The sequence below is a fragment of the Variovorax sp. KBW07 genome (assembly GCF_003852515.1).
GTDB lineage: Bacteria > Pseudomonadota > Gammaproteobacteria > Burkholderiales > Burkholderiaceae_C > Variovorax.
The window spans coordinates 1-16,503 of record NZ_QAJK01000225.1 but is presented as its reverse complement, the minus strand read 5'-3'; the positions used below and the strand labels follow the sequence as shown (position 1 = coordinate 16,503).

Genomic DNA, 16,503 nt, shown 5'->3' with positions numbered 1-16,503 from the left:
ACCCGGTGTCATTCGCACGCGCCCCGAACGCTCGTGCCCGAACACGACAACAAGCGCTCCCCGACACAGCACACGGTACAGCGACAACAAGTGCGCACAACCCAAGGGTGAACGTCATTCCCGAGCTTCTCTCGGCCCCCGCCTTCGCGCTCTGGGGCTCCCCCGTCAGCTGGCTCGAACTCGTGGCCGCCGTCCTGGCGCTGGCCATGGTCGGCTGCAACATGCGCGAGATCCACTGGGGCTGGCCGCTGGCCATCGTCAGTTCGCTGCTCTACGTGGTCGTCTTCGCCAAGGCGCGCATCTACGGCGACGCCTCGCTCCAGGTCTTCTTTGCCTTCGTCGCGCTGTGGGGCTGGGCGCAATGGCTGCGCGGCCACCGGCCCGACGGCAGTGCGCTGCGGGTCAGCCGGCTCTCGCCGCGCGGCATCGCGCTCACGCTCGCGGCCTGTGCGCTGGCCTGGCCTGCCGTCGCCCTCTTTCTTCGCCGCTTCACCGATACCGACGTGCCCTGGTGGGACGGCTTCGCCACCGGGCTGAGCCTCGTCGGGCAGTTCCTGCTCGGGCGCAAGTTCATCGAGAACTGGCTCATCTGGCTCGCCGTGAACGTGGCGAGCGTGGGCCTGTTCATTCACAAGGGCCTGTGGCTCACGGTCGGGCTCTATGCGGTGTTTGCCGTGCTCAGCGTGGCCGGCTACCTGACCTGGCGGCAACGCCTGCCTGCTGCTTCCAAGGCTGCTTCCGGGGCTGGAGTGCGCGCATGACGCCGACACTGCCTGTGGGCTGCGTCATCGCCGTGCTCGGCGCCGAGAGCACGGGCAAGACCGAGCTGGCGCGGGCGCTCACCCAGCGCTTGAAGGAGCGCGGCATTCCGGCGACGATGGTCTCCGAGTACCTGCGCGAATGGTGCGAACGCGAAGGCCGCACGCCGCGGCCCGACGAGCAGCAAGCCATTGCCGACGAGCAGACGCGCCGCATCGATGCGGCCGCCGCCATTGGTGTCGCAGTGGCCGACACCACCGCGCTCATGACCGCGGTCTACAGCGAGCAACTGTTCGACGACCGCACGCTCTACGCCGAGGCCCTCGCGGCACAGCGCCGCTACGCCATCACGCTGCTCACCGCGCTCGACATCCCCTGGGTGGCCGACGAGATGCGCGACGGCCCCCATGCGCGGCAGCCGACCGACACGCTGGTGCGCGCCGCGCTCACGGGCGCGAGGCTGTCGTTCGCGGTGGTGCACGGCGTCGGCGGCGAACGCCTTGCCAGTGCATGGAACGCCGTCAATGCCATCGCCGGCAGCGAAAGCCGTGCACGCACGGGACGCGGCCGGGCCGATGCCAAGCCCGCCTCGTGGACATGGCCTTGCGAGAAATGCTCCGACCCGGAATGCGAACATCGGCTTTTCACCGACCTGATCGGGCGGCGCGAGTAACGCCCTCCCCGCATCGGCCGGCCGACACCTCTTCCGGAGACCCGATGCCCCTGCAGCACGCCTTCTTGCGCACCACCGCCCTTCTACCCGTCTTCATCGCCACGCTGCTGGCCGCCGGCCACGCCACCGCTGCCCCCGTCGCCGCCACCATCGAGAACGGCACCACCACCACCGCCTGCGCCGAAGAAGACAACGTGTCGATGGTGCTGCGCGGCGACGGCATCCGCCACATGCGCATCGAGGCGCTGCAGCCCGACTACCTCGACAAGATCGGCAACGACGTCACCGCGCCCGACTTCTCGGGCTGCAATTTCGACGGCGGCGCGCACCCCACCGACCCGGCGCACCGCTTCAAGAAGCGCACCGTGGTGCTGCTGGACAACGCGCAGTGGCGCATCGTCGGCATGACGCTGCCGACCTTCTGGCGGCCGCAGCAGGTGCCCGTGCAAGTGGGCCAGCGCAGCGACCGCGGCTTTCACCTGCTGCAGGTGTTCAAGAAGGAAAACGGCAAGGCGCTCGAAGCCATCGTGCTGTACCCGTCCGATGGCTACTGGCGCCTCAAGCCGCTGCCCGAGGCGCGCTTCGGCGACGGCGTGTATGGCTCGTCGTTCCTGCTCGGCCCGGTCGAACAGGCGGGCCGGCCGGTGGTGAACATCGCGTCGATCCGCGTCGTGCCGAAGCCGCTGGCCATCCACCTGCGCTTCACGAATGGCGGCAGCGCGGTGGCGCGCGTCGACGAAATCAGCCGCGCGCGCACCGCGCTCGACGTGACGCTGTCGAAGCCGACCGCGAACGCGCAGCCCTTCGCCGTGCTGCGCTCGATGTACGTGACGGCGGACAACGCCGACATGAGCGAAGTGCGCTGGCAGGAATCGCCGGATGCGGCGCCTCAAGCGAAGCCGTTGCCGGAAGTGAAGTCATTGCGGGCAACGCAGGTGCGCTTCGGCCGCAGCCTGCCGTCGAAGCACAACACGAGCGCGCCCGACATCGAATTCAGCGGTTTCGACAACGAAGCCCGCCAGGCAGCGCGGCACGACTAGCCCGCGCGCCGCACCTCGCCCGGCGTCAGGCCGAGCACGCGGCGCATGCAGCGCGCCATGTGGCTCTGGTGCGAGAAGCCACTCTCCAGCGCCACCAGGCTCGCGGGCATCTCGCTGCGCACCAGCAGGCCGCGTGCGCGGTCGACGCGCCGGTGGATCACGTACTCGTGCACCGGCAAACCCGTGGAGCGCTTGAACTGCGTCTTCAGGTGCGAGGCGCTCAGGCCCGCCACATCGGCCAGCGCCGACAACGACAGGTCGCCATCGAGGTTCGCCTCGATGAATTCCGTGACGCGGCGAAGCTGCGGCCGCGTCAGGCCCTGTGCCGATGCGGGCGCCGTGCCGATACGCTGCCCCGCAACCAGCCGCACCGCCAGCGCGGTGCCCAGGCTGTCGGTGTACAGCGTGCCGTTGGGAAAGCCCGCGCGGCGCTCGGCATCGAGCGCCCAGGCGATGTGTTCGATCTGCGCGTCGCGGAACTGGTGGCGCTCGCCGAGCCGCGCCCGCTCGGCCGGCAGGCCCATCTCTTGCGCAGTGCGCTGCAGCAGCGTGGGCGCCATGCGCACGACGATCGAGGTGCTGGGCGCCTCTTCGTGCCACACGTCGGTGACGCCGGCCGGCACGATGTCGAGGTCGCCGCGGGTGTAGAGGAACCTGTGGAACTGGCAGGCGCCCGCAACGGGCGCGCCCGCGTGGAGCTTGATGCGATGGTCGGGCAGCGCCTCGTAGCCGACCACGCCACCGGGCGTTTGCCGCATGTCCACGCGCAGGCCGCTCGACGCGGGCGCCACGAAGCTGTCGGCGGACAGGGCCACGGCGGACGCCAGGCCGTGGCCGTGCCGATCGGTGCCGAGGTCGACATTCAGGTCGGAGCTGCTCATCAAAACATTATCGGCCGCGATGGCGGGTGCCGCCGACGCCGTCCGTTTGTGCTCCACCGCGGCCGAACGTGCGCGACCGCAAGCCCGCCGATCGGGATCATCCGCAGCCATGAACTTCTCATTCTTCAAGGCATGCAAATCATGAGCAAACCCTACACGGGCAAGAAGGCCGTCATCACCGGCGGCACCATCGGCATGGGCCTGGCCACGGCACAGGCGCTGCTCGACGGCGGTGCCGAGGTGCTGGTGACGGGGCGCAACCCCGAGAACCTCGAAGCGGCTCGCCGCACGCTCGGGCCGCGTGCCCACGTGGTGGCGTCCGATGCGGCGTCGCTGGCCGACATCGACGCCCTCGCGGCCATCGCGCGCGAACGGCTGGGCCACATCGACCTGCTGCACATCAACGCCGGCATCTCGACGCTGGAGCCTTTCGAACAGGTGACGGAAGCCGGCTACGACCGCGCCTTCGCGATCAACACCAAGGGCCCGTTCTTCGCCGTGCAGCGGCTGGCGCCACTGATGCCCCGGGGCAGCGCGATCGTCTTTACCTCGTCCATCGCCGACGAGGGCGGCATGCATGGCCTGAGCGTCTACAGCGGCACCAAGGCCGCACTGCGCTCGTTCGCCTCGGGCTTCGCAGCGGAACTGGTGACGCGCGGCATCCGCGTGAACGTGGTGAGCCCCGGCTTCATCGACACGCCCACCCTGGGCGTGGCCGATGCCACGGCCGAGGAGCGCGCGGAATTCATCCGCCTGGGCGACCAGATCACGCCGATGCGGCGCCACGGCACGTCCGCCGAGGTGGCGCGCGCGGTGCTGTTCTTTGCCTTCGAAGCGACCTTCACGACCGGCGCGCGGCTCACTGTCGATGGCGGACTGGGGCAGGGCCTGACGCCGGCCGCCGCCTGACATCCACGCCTTCTTCATCAAGGAACCACATGACCGACGTTTCCCTCATCGGCCTCGGCCCCATGGGCATCGCCCTGGCACGCGCCCTTCAATCGAAATTCACGCTGACGGTGTGGAACCGCACCGCCGGACGCGCAAAGCCGCTTCTGAACCAGGGCACGGTGCTCGCGCCGAGCGCCCTCGCCGCGGTCCAGGCCAGCCCCGTGGTGCTGGTCTGCGTGGCCGACTACACGGCGTCGCGCGCCATCCTCGCCGCGCCCGGCGTGGCCGATGCGTTGCGCGGCAAGGTGCTGGTGCAACTGAGCACCGGCACCCCGCAGGACGCGCGCGACGACTGGGCCGCATTGAGCGGCGTGGCCTATCTGGACGGTGCCCTGCTCGCCACGCCGAGCCAGATCGGCCGGCCCGACACGCCGCTCTTCATCTCCGGCGAAGAGCGCGCCCTCGCCGCCTGCCGACCGGTGCTCAAGGCCATTGCCGGCAACATCCAGCACATGGGCGAGCCCATCGGCAACGCGGCGGCCTGGGACCTGGCCACGCTCTCGTGCATGTTCGGCGCCATGAGCGGCTTCTTCCACGGCGTGCGCATCTGCGAGTCCGAAGGGCTGCAGGTGAACACGTTCGCTCAGATGATCGGTGCGATCTCACCGGTGCTCGGCGAGATGATCAGCGCCGAGGGCGAAGCCATCCATGCCGGCAGCTATGGCGAACCCGAAAGCTCGATGGCCACCTGCGCGGGCTCCGGCCGGCTGTTCGTGAAGCAGGCGCGCGAGGCCGGGCTCGATGCGAGCTTTCCGAATTTCCTGATGGGGTTGTTCGACCGCTCGCTGGACGCAGGCTTCGCCAACGAACGCCTGGCCGCGATGATCAAGGTGATGCGCCAGCCCGCTTGAAAAAGCAGGCCGGTGCGGCGCGCCTTACTGGACGATCGGGCTGCCCGGAATCTGCTCCGTCGGCGGCCTGAAGATCTGCGCCGCGTCGATGGCATCGAAGCGGTACTGCTTGCCGCAGAAGTCGCAGCCCACCTCGATGTCGCCGCGCTCGGCAAGAATCTCTTCCGCTTCTTCGGCGCCCAGGCCGCGGATCATCTGCGCCACGCGCTCGCGTCCGCAGGTGCACGCGAAATGCGGGCCCAGCAGGCCGGCCTGCGGCTCGAAGCGCAGCAGCTTCTCTTCCCAGAACAGGCGGCGAAGAATCGTCTCGATGTCCAGCGTGAGCAGTTCGTCGCGCGTCAGGCTCGATGCGAGGATCGAGATGCGGTTGTAGTCCTCGTTCAGGCCGATCTGGTCTTCGTTGGCCTGGTCCCGGTCTTTGTCGGACGTGCCTTCGAGGTTGCCCTCGCCCTTCACGGGCAGGCGCTGGATCAGGAGGCCGGCCGCTACCTTGTCGTCGGCCGCGAGCACCAGCGTGGTGTCGAGTTGCTCGCTCTGCAGCATGTAGTGCTGCAGCACGTCGCTGAGCTTGCCGAGCTTTTCGCCGTCGTCACCGAACAGCGGCACCACGCCCTGGTACGGCGTGGCACCGGGGAGCTTGTCTTTCGGGTCGAGCGTGATGGCGCAGCGGCCCTTGTTGTTCACGTTGACCATGTCGGGCAGGCGCGCGTCGGCCGGTAGCTCGCCCATGACCTTGGCGGTAGCGCGCAGGCTCAGGTCGGGCTTGGCCTCGGCCACGGCCACCTTGACCGGGCCGTCGCCGAAGATTTGCAGGATGAGTGCGCCGTTGAATTTGATGTTGGCCTGCATCAGCGTGGCCGCGGCCGTCATTTCGCCGAGCAGTTCGGCCACCGGCGGCGGGTACGGGCCGGTGGCGGTGTTGGAGGCGCGCCGCGCAAGAATCTCCTGCCACGCATCTGTCAGGCGCACGATCATGCCGCGCACCGGCAGGCCATCGAACAGGAATTTGTGCAGCTCGCTCAAAACGTTTTCTTTCTCTGTGTGCCTGCGACCTGACCGGTCAGGCAATCTTTTTAAGGCCCTTCGCAAAGCGATGGGCGTTTTCTACATAGTGCTCGGCGCTCTGGCGCAGCCGGGCGGCGGCCGCGTCGTCGAGGGTGCGCACCACCTTGGCGGGCGAGCCGATGATGAGGGAATTGTCCGGAAACTCCTTGCCCTCGGTCACGACGCTGCCGGCGCCAACGATCGAATTGCGGCCGATTTTCGCGTTATTCAAGACCACCGCCTGGATGCCGATCAGCGAGTTGTCACCGATGGTGCAGCCATGCAGCATGACCTGGTGGCCCACGGTGACGTTGTCGCCGATGGTCAGCGGGCAGCCGATGTCGGCGTGCAGCACCGACAGGTCCTGGATGTTGCTGTTGCGCCCGATGGTCAGCGTCTCGGTGTCGCCGCGCAGCACGGCGCCGAACCACACGCTCGCGTTCTCGGCCAGCTTGACGTTGCCCATGACCTGCGCGCTGTCGGCCACCCAACTGCCTTCGCCCAGCGTCGGTGCAACGCCGTCCAATTCATAAATCGCCATCGTGGTTGTCTCCGGGGGCAAAACTAGAATTGTAGGGATGCACCCCCGATTGAGCGCGCTGGCCGCGCTGCGCCTGACAGACCCCGACCAGAAGGTGGCTGCCACGCGCGCCACCGCTGCGCTCGGCGCTACCGATTCAATAGCAACCGCCCCTATTCGAGCCGCCGGCGACGACCTCGGCGTGCCGGGCCGCCCCGAGCGGCCCGAGCGCGTGGCCGCCACCGCCGTGCAGAAGCGCTCGCCCTTCACGCCCGAAGGCCGCGCCGCGCTGATCCATTCGATCTGCCACATCGAGTTCAACGCGATCAACCTTGCGCTGGACGCCGTGTGGCGCTACGACGGCATGCCCGAGGCCTACTACCGCGACTGGCTGCGCGTGGCCGACGAAGAGGCGCAGCACTTCACGATGCTGCATGCGCACCTGCAGGACATGGGCTGGCGCTACGGCGACTTTCCCGGCCACGACGGCCTCTGGAACATGTGCGAGAAGACGAAAGACGACGTGCTCGCCCGCATGGCGCTGGTGCCGCGCACGCTGGAGGCGCGCGGGCTCGACGCCACGCCGCTGATCCAGGCCAAGCTCAAGCGCGTGAACACGCCCGATGCGCTGCGCGCGGTCGAGATTCTCGATGTCATCCTGCGCGACGAAGTGGGCCACGTGGCCATCGGCAACCACTGGTACCGTTGGCTGTGCGAACGCACCGGCATCGACCCCGAAGCCAGCTACCCGGCCCTGGTTGCGCGCTACGACGCGCCGCGCCACAAGCCCCCCTTCAATCTCGAGGCACGCAGCCGGGCGGGCTTCAGCCCCGAAGAACTGCGCGCGCTGACCGACTCCCGCCCCGAATGAGCCACGTGATTTCCGACCAGACCTGGTCGCGCCCCGACCTGCTGGCCTGCTTGCAAGACCGCAAGGGCGTCGAGCCCCTGCAACCCCTGCATTTCGAACGCTGCGAATTCGACCAGGCCGACCTCTCGCGGCTCGACCTGCGAGGCGCGCGCTTCACGCTCTGCAACTTTGCCGAGGCCTCGTTCGACCGCGCCCTGCTGTCTGACACCCGCTGGGCCGGCTGCCGGGCACGCCAAGCCGACTTCGGGCTCGCCGACCTGACCAACGCGCGCTTCCAGGACTGCGACCTGAACAACACCCAGTGGACGCGCGCCAAGATGGCTTCGGCCTTCTTCACCGGCGTGAAGCTCACGGGCGCGCACTTCGCCGAAGTGTCGGCGCTGGGCATTGGCTTCAAGGATTCGCTGCTGGTCGACGCGCACCTGCGCGGCATGTCGTTTCGCAAGCAGTCGCTCGAGCAACTCGACTTCTCCGAAGCCGACCTGTCGGGCTGCGATTTCCGCGAAGCCGTGTTCGCGGGCGGCAGCCTGCGCAATGCGCACCTGAAGCTCGCGCGCTTCGAGGGCGCCGACCTGCGCGAAGTCGACCTGGGCGGGCTGCGGCTGGCGAACGCCGCGCTGTTCAAGGGCGCGATCATGTCGCACCGGCAGGCCGCGTCGCTGGTCGAGGAACTGGGCATCCGCGTCGTCTGAGCCAGTGGTACGGCCCAGCCCCGCGGCGCGGGTTCAGGCAGCCGGCGCGGGCCGGCTGTGCACCACCAGCTTGGGCGTGAAGTACTGCAGCACCTCGCCGCGTTGGTTGCGCGTCTGGCAGCGCATCGTGACCATTGCGCGGCCGGGCTTGGAGCGCGACGGCGTGATGTCCACCACCTCGCTCACCACGTGCAGCACATCGCCGGGCCGCGTGGGCTTGGGCCATTGCAGCTCGCCGCCCGAACCGATGATGCCGTCGGCCAGCGGAATGCCACTGTCCACCAGCAGCTTCATCGTCAGCGCCGCCGTGTGCCAGCCGCTCGCCGCGAGGCCGCCGAAGAAGGTGTTCTTCGCGGCCTCTTCGTCGGTGTGAAAAGGCTGCGGGTCGAACTGCTGCGCAAAGGCCTTGATCTGGGCCACGTCGAGCAGGTGTTCGCCGCTCTGGAAACGGTCGCCGACGGACAGGTCTTCGAGGTACAGCGGTCGCTTGGTGCCCGCTTCGGGATGTACAGCCATGAGGGTTCCTGGTGTGTGGTGCCTGCCGGCATTTTCAGCCGAACAGGGCACGTGTGTGGATGCGCTCAGACGCGTTCGAGAATGGTCGCAATGCCCTGCCCGCCGCCGATGCATTGCGTGGCCAGCGCGTAGCGGCCTTTCTCGCGCGCCAGCAGCGACGCCGCCTTGCCCGTGATGCGCGCGCCGGTCGCGCCCAGCGGATGGCCGATGGACAGGCCCCCGCCATCGAGATTGATCTTCGACGGGTCCAGCCCCAGGTCGCGGATGCAGGCCAGCGCCTGCGACGAGAAGGCTTCGTTGATCTCGATCACGTCGAGATCGGAAGCGCTCAGGCCCGCGCGTGCCAGCGCCTTGCGCGTGGCCGGGATCGGGCCGATGCCCATGATGGCCGGATCGACGCCCACGGTCGCGAACGACTTGATGCGCGCGAGCGCCTGCAGGCCGTGCTTCGCGGCGAAAGCGTCGCTGGTGACCAGCACCACGGCCGCGCCGTCGGTGAGCGGAGAAGACGTGCCGGCCGTCACCACGCCATCGGCGCGGAACGCGGGCTTGAGGTTTGCCAGCGCCTCGGCCGAAGTCGTCGGGCGGATGCAGCCGTCCGCATCGATCACGTCGCCCGACGCCAGGCGCACCGGCACGATCTCGCCGGCCAGCCGGCCTTCGGCGCGCGCGGCAGCCGCCTTGCGGTGCGACTCGACCGCGAAAGCCTCCTGGTCGGCGCGGCTCACGTTCCAGCGCTGCGCCACATTCTCGGCGGTCTCGCCCATCGAGATGTAGGCATCGGTGCTTGCCAGCAGCTCGGGGTTGGGCGAGAAGTTGAAGCCGCCCTGCGGCACCATCGTCATCGACTCCACGCCCACGCACAGGAAGGCGTCGCCCATGCCCGCCTCGATCTGCGCGGCGGCGATGTGCACGGCCTGCATCGACGAGCCGCAGAAGCGGTTGACCGTCATGCCGCCCACTTCATGCGGCAGGCCCGCCAGCAGCCCGACGATGCGCGCGAGGTTGTTGCCTTGCGAGGCTTCGGGGTACGCGCAACCCAGGATGATGTCTTCGAGCAGCGCCGGGTCGAGGTCGGTGCGCTTCAGCAGGCCGCTGACCACGCCGGCCGCCAATGTGTCGGGGCGGACTTCAGCAAGCGCGCCCTTCTTCGAGAAATGAAAGGGGGAGCGGGCGTAGGCGGAAATGACGGCTTTCATGAAACTCTCCTTGGTGTGGAACTCAATTCAAACCTACCATCCAATCGGTAGGTTTCGTGGTCAAAAAATAAGCACGCCCAGCGTGCCTGCGATGCAGCCCGGCCGTCAGCCGGGCAATGAACTCTTCAGTTGCGCGATGGCCTCGTCGAAGTCTTCGACGCGCCCCGTCATGCGCGAGGCGATCAGCGCCCCCTGGCAGACGGAAAACACGTAGGCCGCCAGCGAAGCGACAGGGCGGCTGCCCTTCCCGCGCGCCGGGGCCAGCGCACCCAGCACGCCGGCCAGCCACGTCACCTGCGTGTTGCGCAGCTCCTGCACGGCCTGGCGCAGTTCTTCGTTGATGCAGTCCCAGCCCGGCGCCAGTGCCCCGGCCGGGCACACGCCCGAGCCGGCGCGCAGCGTGTTGCGGTACATGCGGAAATATGATTCGAGCGCGTCTTTCGGCTCGCGCGCCCGGGCCGCGTCCCAGTCCTTGAAGTACTGGGTGGCCTGGCGGATCACGGCCACGCCCAGCGCTTCCTTGGTCGGAAAGTGGTGGTACAGGCTGGCCTTGCGAACGCCCACCGCATCGGCCACGTCCTGGAAACTGAAGCCCAGGTACGAGCGCGTTTCGATGAGCTTGCGCGCCACCCCGAGGATCTGGTCCCGGGTGCTGCCGGTGGCAAGGGCTGTGGCGCTGTTCATCTGCCTACTATAAGGTAGGGAGAAATGAAACCGCAAGCCACAGGGTCAATTGCCGGTCAACGGCCTGTCAGTCGGCGTTCAGTCGGCCTTGATGCCCGCCGCCTTGACGATGCGGGCGTTGCTCTCGAACTCGCTGGCAATTTCCTTGGCAAAGGCCGCCGGGCTGCCGCCGGTCGGCACGTTGTCGGTGGCCGTGAGCTTGGCGCGCAGTTCGGGGCTGGCCAGTGCCTTGTTGATCTCGGCGTTGTACCGCGCAATGAGCGCGGGCGGCGTCGCCGCGGGCGCGAACACGCCGAACACCGAATTGATGTTCGCCGCCTTGTAGCCCAGCTCGCCCAGCGTGGGCACTTGCGGCAGGCTTTCGAGCCGCGCCGGCGCGCCGACCGCCAGCGGACGCAGCTTGCCCGACTGGATGTGCGAAGAGAGCGTGGGGCTGGCATTGGTCGAGAGAATTTCGAACTGCCCTCCGATCGCATCGTTGAGCTGCTGGCCGCCGCCCTTGTAGGGCACGTGCGTGATGTCCACGCCCGCCGCCGCGTGCAGCTGCTCCAGCACGATGTGCCCCAGCGACGCCGAGCCCGACGTGGCCCAGCGCACCGCGCCCGGACGCGCCTTGGCGTCGTCGATCAGCGCACGAAAATCTTTCGCCTTGCTGGCCGGCGTGGCGATCAGCAGCACCGGCGAATACATCACGCTGGCCACCGGTGCCACGTCTTTCAACGGATCGAAAGGCAGCTTGCCCAGGTGCGGGCTCAGCACCAGCGGGCTGATGGCCGAGAAACCCAGCGTCGCACCGTCGGGCGCGGCCTTGGCCACGGCGTCCATGCCGATGGCGCCGCTGGCACCGGCCCGGTTGTCGACGATCACCGTGGTGCCCATCTGCGCGGCCAGCCGGTCGCCCAGCGCACGCGCGACCACGTCGCTCACGCCACCGGCCGGGTACGCCACGATGAGGCGCAAGGTCTTGGGAACGGCAGCCTGCTGCGCGTGCGCGCCGGAAGCAGCGCACAGCGCCGCGACGGCCAGCAGCCGGGTCGCCGTGCGGCGCGAATGCTTCGAGGAAGCGAGAAAGTTCATGGTGATGTCGGTCAGTCGGTCGGTCTGTCGATGCGATGCGTGCCCAGCCCGATGAAGGGTGGCGTCAGTCCAGCTGCAGCTTGCGCTCCTTGATCAGCCTGGACCACTTCTCATTGTCCGCCTTGACGAAGGCCGCGAACTCGACCGGGCCAAGCGAATGCACCTCGGCACCCGCGCCGGCGAACTTGGCCTTGATGGCCGGTTGCGCCAGCGCCTTGGCCAGTTCGCCCGACAGGCGATCGACCACCTCCTTCGGCATGCCGGCCGGACCCACCAGGCCCTGGAAACCGACAGCTTCCATGCCCGCCAGGCCCAGTTCCTTCACGGTCGGCACATCGGGCAATTGCGGATCGCGCACCGGCCCGGTCACGGCCAGCGCCTTGAGCTTGCCGCCCTTCACCTGCGGCAACAGCACGCTGCCCGCGTCGATGAGGATCTGCGTCTGCCCGCCGAGCAGGTCTTGCACGGCCGGCGCACTGCCCTTGTAGGGCACGTGCGTCATGTCGAGCCCCGTGACCTGGTTCATGAGCTCGCCGTTCAGGTGCGTCGAGGTGCCGTTGCCGCCCGAGGCAAAGTTGACCTTGCCCGGCTGCCCCTTGGCCCACGCGACGAACTCCTTGAGGTTCTTCGCCGGATGGTCCGGCCGCGTCACCGCGATGTAGCTGCCCTGGCTGATCTGGCCGATGTAGGTGAACTGCTTGATCGGGTCGTATGGCGGCTTGCTTTGAAGGTACGGCGCAATGGCGAATGGACCCGTGTTGGCCAGCAGCAGCGTGTAGCCGTCGGCCGGCTGGCGCGTGAGTTCGGTGGCCGCGATCATGCCGCTCGCGCCGGGCTTGTAGTCGACCACCAGCTGCTGCTTGAGCGCTTCCTGCAGCGGCACCTGCACCGTGCGCGCCGCGAAGTCGATGCCGCCGCCCGGCGGGTAGCCGACGATCAGGCGGATGGGCTTGGCGGTGGGAAAGCCTTGTGCCATGGCAGTGGCGCCGGCGGCCAGCAATGCCGCGGCGATCCAGATGTTCTTCTTCATGAACGGAGTCTCCTTGTTGTTGGTTTGAACTGACGAACGAAAACCGCGCGCCCTCATCCGCGCGGGTGGTGCTGCGCATGCAGCTGCTTGAGGCGCTCGCGCGCCACATGGGTGTAGATGGTGGTGGTCGAAATGTCGGCATGCCCGAGCAGCAACTGGACCGCGCGCAGGTCCACACCGTGGTTCAGCAGGTGCGTGGCAAAGGCATGGCGCAGCGTGTGCGGCGACAGCGGCACGTGAATGCCCGCCGCGGCCGCCTGCTTCTTCACGATGACCCAGAACATCACGCGCGTCATGCCCGCGCCGCGCGCGGTCACGAACAGGTCGGGCGTCTGCTGCCCGTCGAGGATGACGGGGCGCGACTCTTCCAGGTAGCGCTCGATCCAGCGCCGCGCCTCGCCGCCGAAGGGCACGAGCCGCTCCTTGTTGCCCTTGCCGAGCACGCGCAGCACGCCGTCGTTCAGGCTCATGTCGATGGCCTTGAGGGCCACCAGTTCGCTCACGCGCAGGCCGCTCGCATACATCAGCTCCAGCATCGCGCGGTCGCGCAGGCCCAGGGGCGATTCGACGTCGGGTGCCGCCAGCAGGTCGTCGACCTGCTTCTCCGACAGCGTCTTGATGGCGCGTGGCATCTGCCGCGCGGGAGCCAGCCGGATGCTGGGGTCGGCCACGATGCGGCGCTCGCGCAATGCCCAGCGAAAGTAGCGCTTGAACACGGTAAGCCGGCGGTTGGCCGACGTGGCCTTGCCCTTGGTCGACAGGCGCGCGCCCATGTAGGCCTGCAGATCGGTCTCTTGCGCGGCGTTCAGCCCGGCGCCGCTGCGCTGCGCGTGCAGCCACTGCGCGAACAAGGCCAGGTCGCGCCGGTAGGCGGCCAGCGTGTTCTTCGACAGGCCGTCTTCCAGCCACAGGGCGTCGATGAAGTCGTCGATGTCGGGAGTCGGTAGTGCGGCGGGAGCGGCGGCGGCCTCGGTCATGCGTTGCAAGATAACAAAAGAAAAAGCCGCCCGTGGCGCGGGCGGCTTTCGTCGGGAGAAAAACCGCTCAGTCGAGCTTGAGATTCTGCTTCTTCACGACCTGCTTGTAGACCTCGAACTCGGCCTTGATCTGCGCGGCGAACTGCTCGGGCGTGTTGGCGACGATCAGCGAGCCGGTGTCTTCGATGCGCTTGCGCACCGCGGGCTCTTCAACCGCCTTCTTCACGCCGGCGCTGATCTTCTCGACCACTTCCTTCGGCAGGCCCTTGGGGCCCAGGATGCCGTAGTAAGCCATGCGATTGACCGGCTCGAGCCCGACTTCCTTGAAAGTCGGCACGTTGGGCAGCGCGGCCAGGCGCTGCGGCGCCGACACCACGATCGGGACCAGGCGGCCGCTGGTGATGAAGGGCATGGCCGACGGGATGTTGTCGAACATGATCGGCACCTGGCCGGCCACCACGTCGTTCAGCGCCGGGCCCGCGCCGCGGTACGGGATGTGCGTGACGAAGGTGCCGGTGAGGTTCTTGTACAGCTCCATCAGCAGGTGGCCGATGCCGCCCGTGCCCGACGAGGCGTACGAATACTTGCCGGGGTTCTTCTTCAGCTCGGCCACGAACTCGGCGTAGTTCTTCGCCGGGAAGCTCGGGTTGACCGCGATGATGTTCGGCGTGGCCGCGATGTTGATGATCGGCGTGAAGTCGTTGATCGGGTCGTACGGCGTCTTCGGGTTGATGGCCGGATTGGCCGCCGTGCTCGATACCGTGGCAATGCCCAGCTTGTAGCCATCGGGCGTGGCGCGTGCCGTTTCGGCCGCGCCCACGATGCCGCCGCCACCGGCGCGGTTGATCACCACCACGGGCTGGCCCAGCACCTTGCCCAGCGGGTCCGAAATGACGCGTGCCACGATGTCCGTCGTGCCACCGGGTGCGAACGGCACGCTCAGCTCGACCGGCTTGTTGGGATAGCCCTGCGCAAAGCTCTGGCCCGCGACCGCGACCAGCGCGGCGGCCCCCACCAGGGTGCTCCATTGACGACGTTGCATCGATAACTCCTTGATTTGACTCATGTCGAAAAAACGAAAGCCCGGATGCTAGCGGTTCGGGCGCCGTTCACGTGCTGTGGAATACCCACGGTCCGGGCGGTTTATCCTCGAAGCGGTGAACTACGCGCAGCTTCTCTTTCCCGACTTTTCCCTCATCGCCATCGGCTGGCTGCTGTGCCGCTACACCGCGCTCGACCGCCGCGTGTGGGACCAGGTCGAGAGCCTGGTTTACTACTTTCTATTTCCGGTGCTGCTGTTCCACTCGATCGTGCGCAGCCCGCTCGACTTTGCCGCCACCTCCAGCCTGCTCACGGCCGGCGTGGGCGTGGGCCTGTGCGGCATTGCGCTGGCCTACGCCCTGCCCTTCATGCCGGGCATCGGCTCGCACATCGACCGGCGCGATCACGCGGCCAGCACGCAGATCGCGTTTCGCTTCAACTCCTTCATCTGCCTGGCGCTGGCCGAACGGCTGGCCGGGCCCGAAGGCCTGCTGCTGATCGCCGTGCTGATCGGCGTGTGCGTGCCCATGTTCAACATCGCGGCCGTGTGGCCGATGACGCGGCATGCGCAGACCGGCTTCGTGCGGCAACTGGTGCGCAATCCGTTGATCGTCGCCACCGTGGCCGGCCTGCTGGCGAACGTGCTGGGCTTCACCGTGCCGGGCTGGGCCACGCCGACGCTCACGCGCATCGGCGCCGCGTCGCTGGCGCTGGGCCTGCTCGCGGCGGGCGCGGGCATGCAGTTCGCGACGCTGGGGCGCGGCAAGGTGCTGGCGGTGTCGGTGCTGGCCATACGCCACCTGATTCTTCCGCTCGTGGCCTGGGGGCTGGCACTGGCGCTCAAGCTCGATGCGGTGCAGGCTTCGGTGCTGATGGCTTTCTCTGCCGTACCCACCGCGTCGAGCGCGTACGTGCTCGCGGCGCGCATGGGCTACAACGGGCCGTATGTGGCGGGGCTGGTGACGTTGTCGACGGTGCTGGGGGTGGTGAGCCTGCCGTTTGCGCTGGCGTTGCCGCGGTAGCGTGTTGGGCAATCGCGACCTTCGGCAGAGGTTGCGCCCTCGGCTCCGCTCTTCGTAGCTCCGGTCACCCGCTCGCAAGGCACCGGGCTTTGCAAACTACTCCGCACTCTTCCCCGGTTTATCAGTTGCCCTGGGCCGGGCGACTATTGTTTGCAATGGTGCCGGTCACGCATGCCCCAGACTTTTTGAACGATCACTCGTCAAGGTCCCATGCGTGTCTTCCCTCTTCAGCATCTCGCGAACCGTCTGCGTCAGCAGTGCCGCCATGCCCAGCCTGCTGGGCCACCCCGCGCTGGAATTCAAGTCCCTGGACGGCCGCGAGGCCCTGGGTGAACTCTTCGAATACACCGTCCGGCTGCAGACCCCCGACAACCCGGCGCTGACCGAATACGTCACCGCCAACGTCCCCGTCAAACAGCTGATCGGCAAGGAATTCGGCCTTCGCCTCGAACTCGACGGCAAGGGCTTCGGCGTGGCCGCCCGCACAGGCGCAGGCACCCGAGAGATCAACGGCCTGGTGACCAGCGCCAGCTTCGTGCAGCACGAGAACCGCCGGGGCCTCTACCAGATCACCCTTGCGCCCTGGCTGACCCTGGCCACCCGCACCAGCGACTACAGGATCTTCCAGGACAAGACCCCGCTGCAGATCATCGAAGAGGTGCTGGCCGACTACAG

19 protein-coding genes are annotated in these 16,503 nt (G+C 68.0%); 9 read left to right on the top strand and 10 right to left on the bottom strand.

Annotated elements, in window-relative coordinates; genetic code table 11:
• The first annotated feature begins 116 nt into the window (after nucleotides 1-116).
• The 3 genes from pnuC to DBV14_RS32205 are packed head-to-tail and all read left to right on the top strand — an operon-like array spanning nucleotide 117 to nucleotide 2,472.
• Nucleotides 117-761, top strand: a complete 645-nt coding sequence (gene pnuC, locus DBV14_RS32215; RefSeq protein WP_124466026.1) for a nicotinamide riboside transporter PnuC — start codon at nucleotides 117-119, stop codon at nucleotides 759-761.
• Nucleotides 758-1,432 carry an AAA family ATPase gene (locus DBV14_RS32210; protein WP_124466023.1) on the top strand — a complete coding sequence of 225 codons (675 nt, stop codon included), beginning with the start codon at nucleotides 758-760 and terminating at the stop codon, nucleotides 1,430-1,432. Before pnuC ends, DBV14_RS32210 begins: the two co-directional genes overlap by 4 nt.
• Before the next feature lie 44 nt (nucleotides 1,433-1,476).
• A complete protein-coding gene (locus tag DBV14_RS32205) occupies nucleotides 1,477-2,472 on the top strand; it encodes a hypothetical protein (RefSeq protein WP_124466020.1) in 996 nt (331 codons plus the stop codon).
• Here the strand turns inward: DBV14_RS32205 and DBV14_RS32200 are convergent.
• Nucleotides 2,469-3,353 (bottom strand): helix-turn-helix domain-containing protein, encoded by an 885-nt coding sequence (locus DBV14_RS32200; RefSeq protein ID WP_124466018.1) that lies wholly within the window; start codon nucleotides 3,351-3,353, stop codon nucleotides 2,469-2,471. The genes DBV14_RS32205 and DBV14_RS32200 overlap by 4 nt on opposite strands.
• Before the next feature lie 141 nt (nucleotides 3,354-3,494).
• Between DBV14_RS32200 and DBV14_RS32195 the strand changes: the two genes are divergently transcribed.
• Nucleotides 3,495-4,262: an SDR family oxidoreductase gene (locus DBV14_RS32195; RefSeq protein ID WP_124466015.1), complete on the top strand. Its 768-nt coding sequence runs from the start codon at nucleotides 3,495-3,497 to the stop codon at nucleotides 4,260-4,262.
• 29 nt (nucleotides 4,263-4,291) lie between these two features.
• Nucleotides 4,292-5,155, top strand: coding sequence for an NAD(P)-dependent oxidoreductase (locus tag DBV14_RS32190; protein ID WP_124466012.1), 864 nt, complete (start codon nucleotides 4,292-4,294; stop codon nucleotides 5,153-5,155).
• 24 nt (nucleotides 5,156-5,179) lie between these two features.
• Here DBV14_RS32190 and DBV14_RS32185 read toward each other — a convergent pair whose 3' ends face one another.
• Both DBV14_RS32185 and DBV14_RS32180 read right to left on the bottom strand, forming a co-directional pair.
• The gene (locus tag DBV14_RS32185; RefSeq protein ID WP_124466009.1) at nucleotides 5,180-6,178 is read right to left on the bottom strand and encodes an Hsp33 family molecular chaperone HslO; all 999 of its coding nucleotides are present in this window, start codon (nucleotides 6,176-6,178) and stop codon (nucleotides 5,180-5,182) included.
• Nucleotides 6,179-6,215: 37 nt separating this feature from the next.
• Nucleotides 6,216-6,740 (bottom strand): gamma carbonic anhydrase family protein, encoded by a 525-nt coding sequence (locus tag DBV14_RS32180; RefSeq protein ID WP_124466006.1) that lies wholly within the window; start codon nucleotides 6,738-6,740, stop codon nucleotides 6,216-6,218.
• Between the two features lie 37 nt (nucleotides 6,741-6,777).
• Here DBV14_RS32180 and DBV14_RS32175 point away from each other — a divergent pair, with 37 nt between their 5' ends.
• Together DBV14_RS32175 and DBV14_RS32170 are read left to right on the top strand one after the other, a co-directional pair.
• Entirely contained in the window at nucleotides 6,778-7,590 is an 813-nt protein-coding gene (locus DBV14_RS32175; RefSeq protein ID WP_124466004.1) for a ferritin-like domain-containing protein, read from the top strand.
• Complete coding sequence (locus tag DBV14_RS32170) at nucleotides 7,587-8,282, top strand: pentapeptide repeat-containing protein (RefSeq protein ID WP_124466000.1); 696 nt, start codon at nucleotides 7,587-7,589, stop codon at nucleotides 8,280-8,282. Before DBV14_RS32175 ends, DBV14_RS32170 begins: the two co-directional genes overlap by 4 nt.
• A gap of 33 nt (nucleotides 8,283-8,315) precedes the next feature.
• Here the strand turns inward: DBV14_RS32170 and DBV14_RS32165 are convergent, their stop codons facing one another.
• The 7 genes from DBV14_RS32165 to DBV14_RS32135 all read right to left on the bottom strand — a co-directional run bounded on the left by DBV14_RS32165 (nucleotide 8,316) and on the right by DBV14_RS32135 (nucleotide 14,807).
• Nucleotides 8,316-8,798 (bottom strand): MaoC family dehydratase, encoded by a 483-nt coding sequence (locus DBV14_RS32165; protein ID WP_124465997.1) that lies wholly within the window; start codon nucleotides 8,796-8,798, stop codon nucleotides 8,316-8,318.
• 65 nt (nucleotides 8,799-8,863) lie between these two features.
• On the bottom strand, nucleotides 8,864-9,997 hold the full coding sequence (locus DBV14_RS32160; protein ID WP_124465994.1) for a thiolase family protein: 1,134 nt from the start codon (nucleotides 9,995-9,997) through the stop codon (nucleotides 8,864-8,866).
• A gap of 105 nt (nucleotides 9,998-10,102) precedes the next feature.
• Entirely contained in the window at nucleotides 10,103-10,681 is a 579-nt protein-coding gene (locus DBV14_RS32155; protein WP_124465991.1) for a TetR/AcrR family transcriptional regulator, read from the bottom strand.
• Between the two features lie 78 nt (nucleotides 10,682-10,759).
• Nucleotides 10,760-11,758, bottom strand: coding sequence for a tripartite tricarboxylate transporter substrate binding protein (locus tag DBV14_RS32150; RefSeq protein WP_124465988.1), 999 nt, complete (start codon nucleotides 11,756-11,758; stop codon nucleotides 10,760-10,762).
• A 64-nt stretch (nucleotides 11,759-11,822) separates the two neighbouring features.
• A complete protein-coding gene (locus tag DBV14_RS32145; protein WP_124465985.1) occupies nucleotides 11,823-12,788 on the bottom strand; it encodes a tripartite tricarboxylate transporter substrate binding protein in 966 nt (321 codons plus the stop codon).
• Nucleotides 12,789-12,841: 53 nt separating this feature from the next.
• Complete coding sequence (gene xerD, locus DBV14_RS32140) at nucleotides 12,842-13,765, bottom strand: site-specific tyrosine recombinase XerD (protein WP_124465982.1); 924 nt, start codon at nucleotides 13,763-13,765, stop codon at nucleotides 12,842-12,844.
• Nucleotides 13,766-13,832: 67 nt separating this feature from the next.
• Nucleotides 13,833-14,807 carry a tripartite tricarboxylate transporter substrate binding protein BugE gene (locus DBV14_RS32135; RefSeq protein WP_124465979.1) on the bottom strand — a complete coding sequence of 325 codons (975 nt, stop codon included), beginning with the start codon at nucleotides 14,805-14,807 and terminating at the stop codon, nucleotides 13,833-13,835.
• Nucleotides 14,808-14,910: 103 nt separating this feature from the next.
• Here DBV14_RS32135 and DBV14_RS32130 point away from each other — a divergent pair, with 103 nt between their 5' ends.
• Together DBV14_RS32130 and DBV14_RS32125 are read left to right on the top strand one after the other, a co-directional pair.
• Nucleotides 14,911-15,828 carry an AEC family transporter gene (locus DBV14_RS32130; RefSeq protein ID WP_185546196.1) on the top strand — a complete coding sequence of 306 codons (918 nt, stop codon included), beginning with the start codon at nucleotides 14,911-14,913 and terminating at the stop codon, nucleotides 15,826-15,828.
• A 214-nt stretch (nucleotides 15,829-16,042) separates the two neighbouring features.
• The coding region (locus DBV14_RS32125) for a contractile injection system protein, VgrG/Pvc8 family (protein ID WP_260397305.1) at nucleotides 16,043-16,503 on the top strand (461 nt) is incomplete at its 3' end.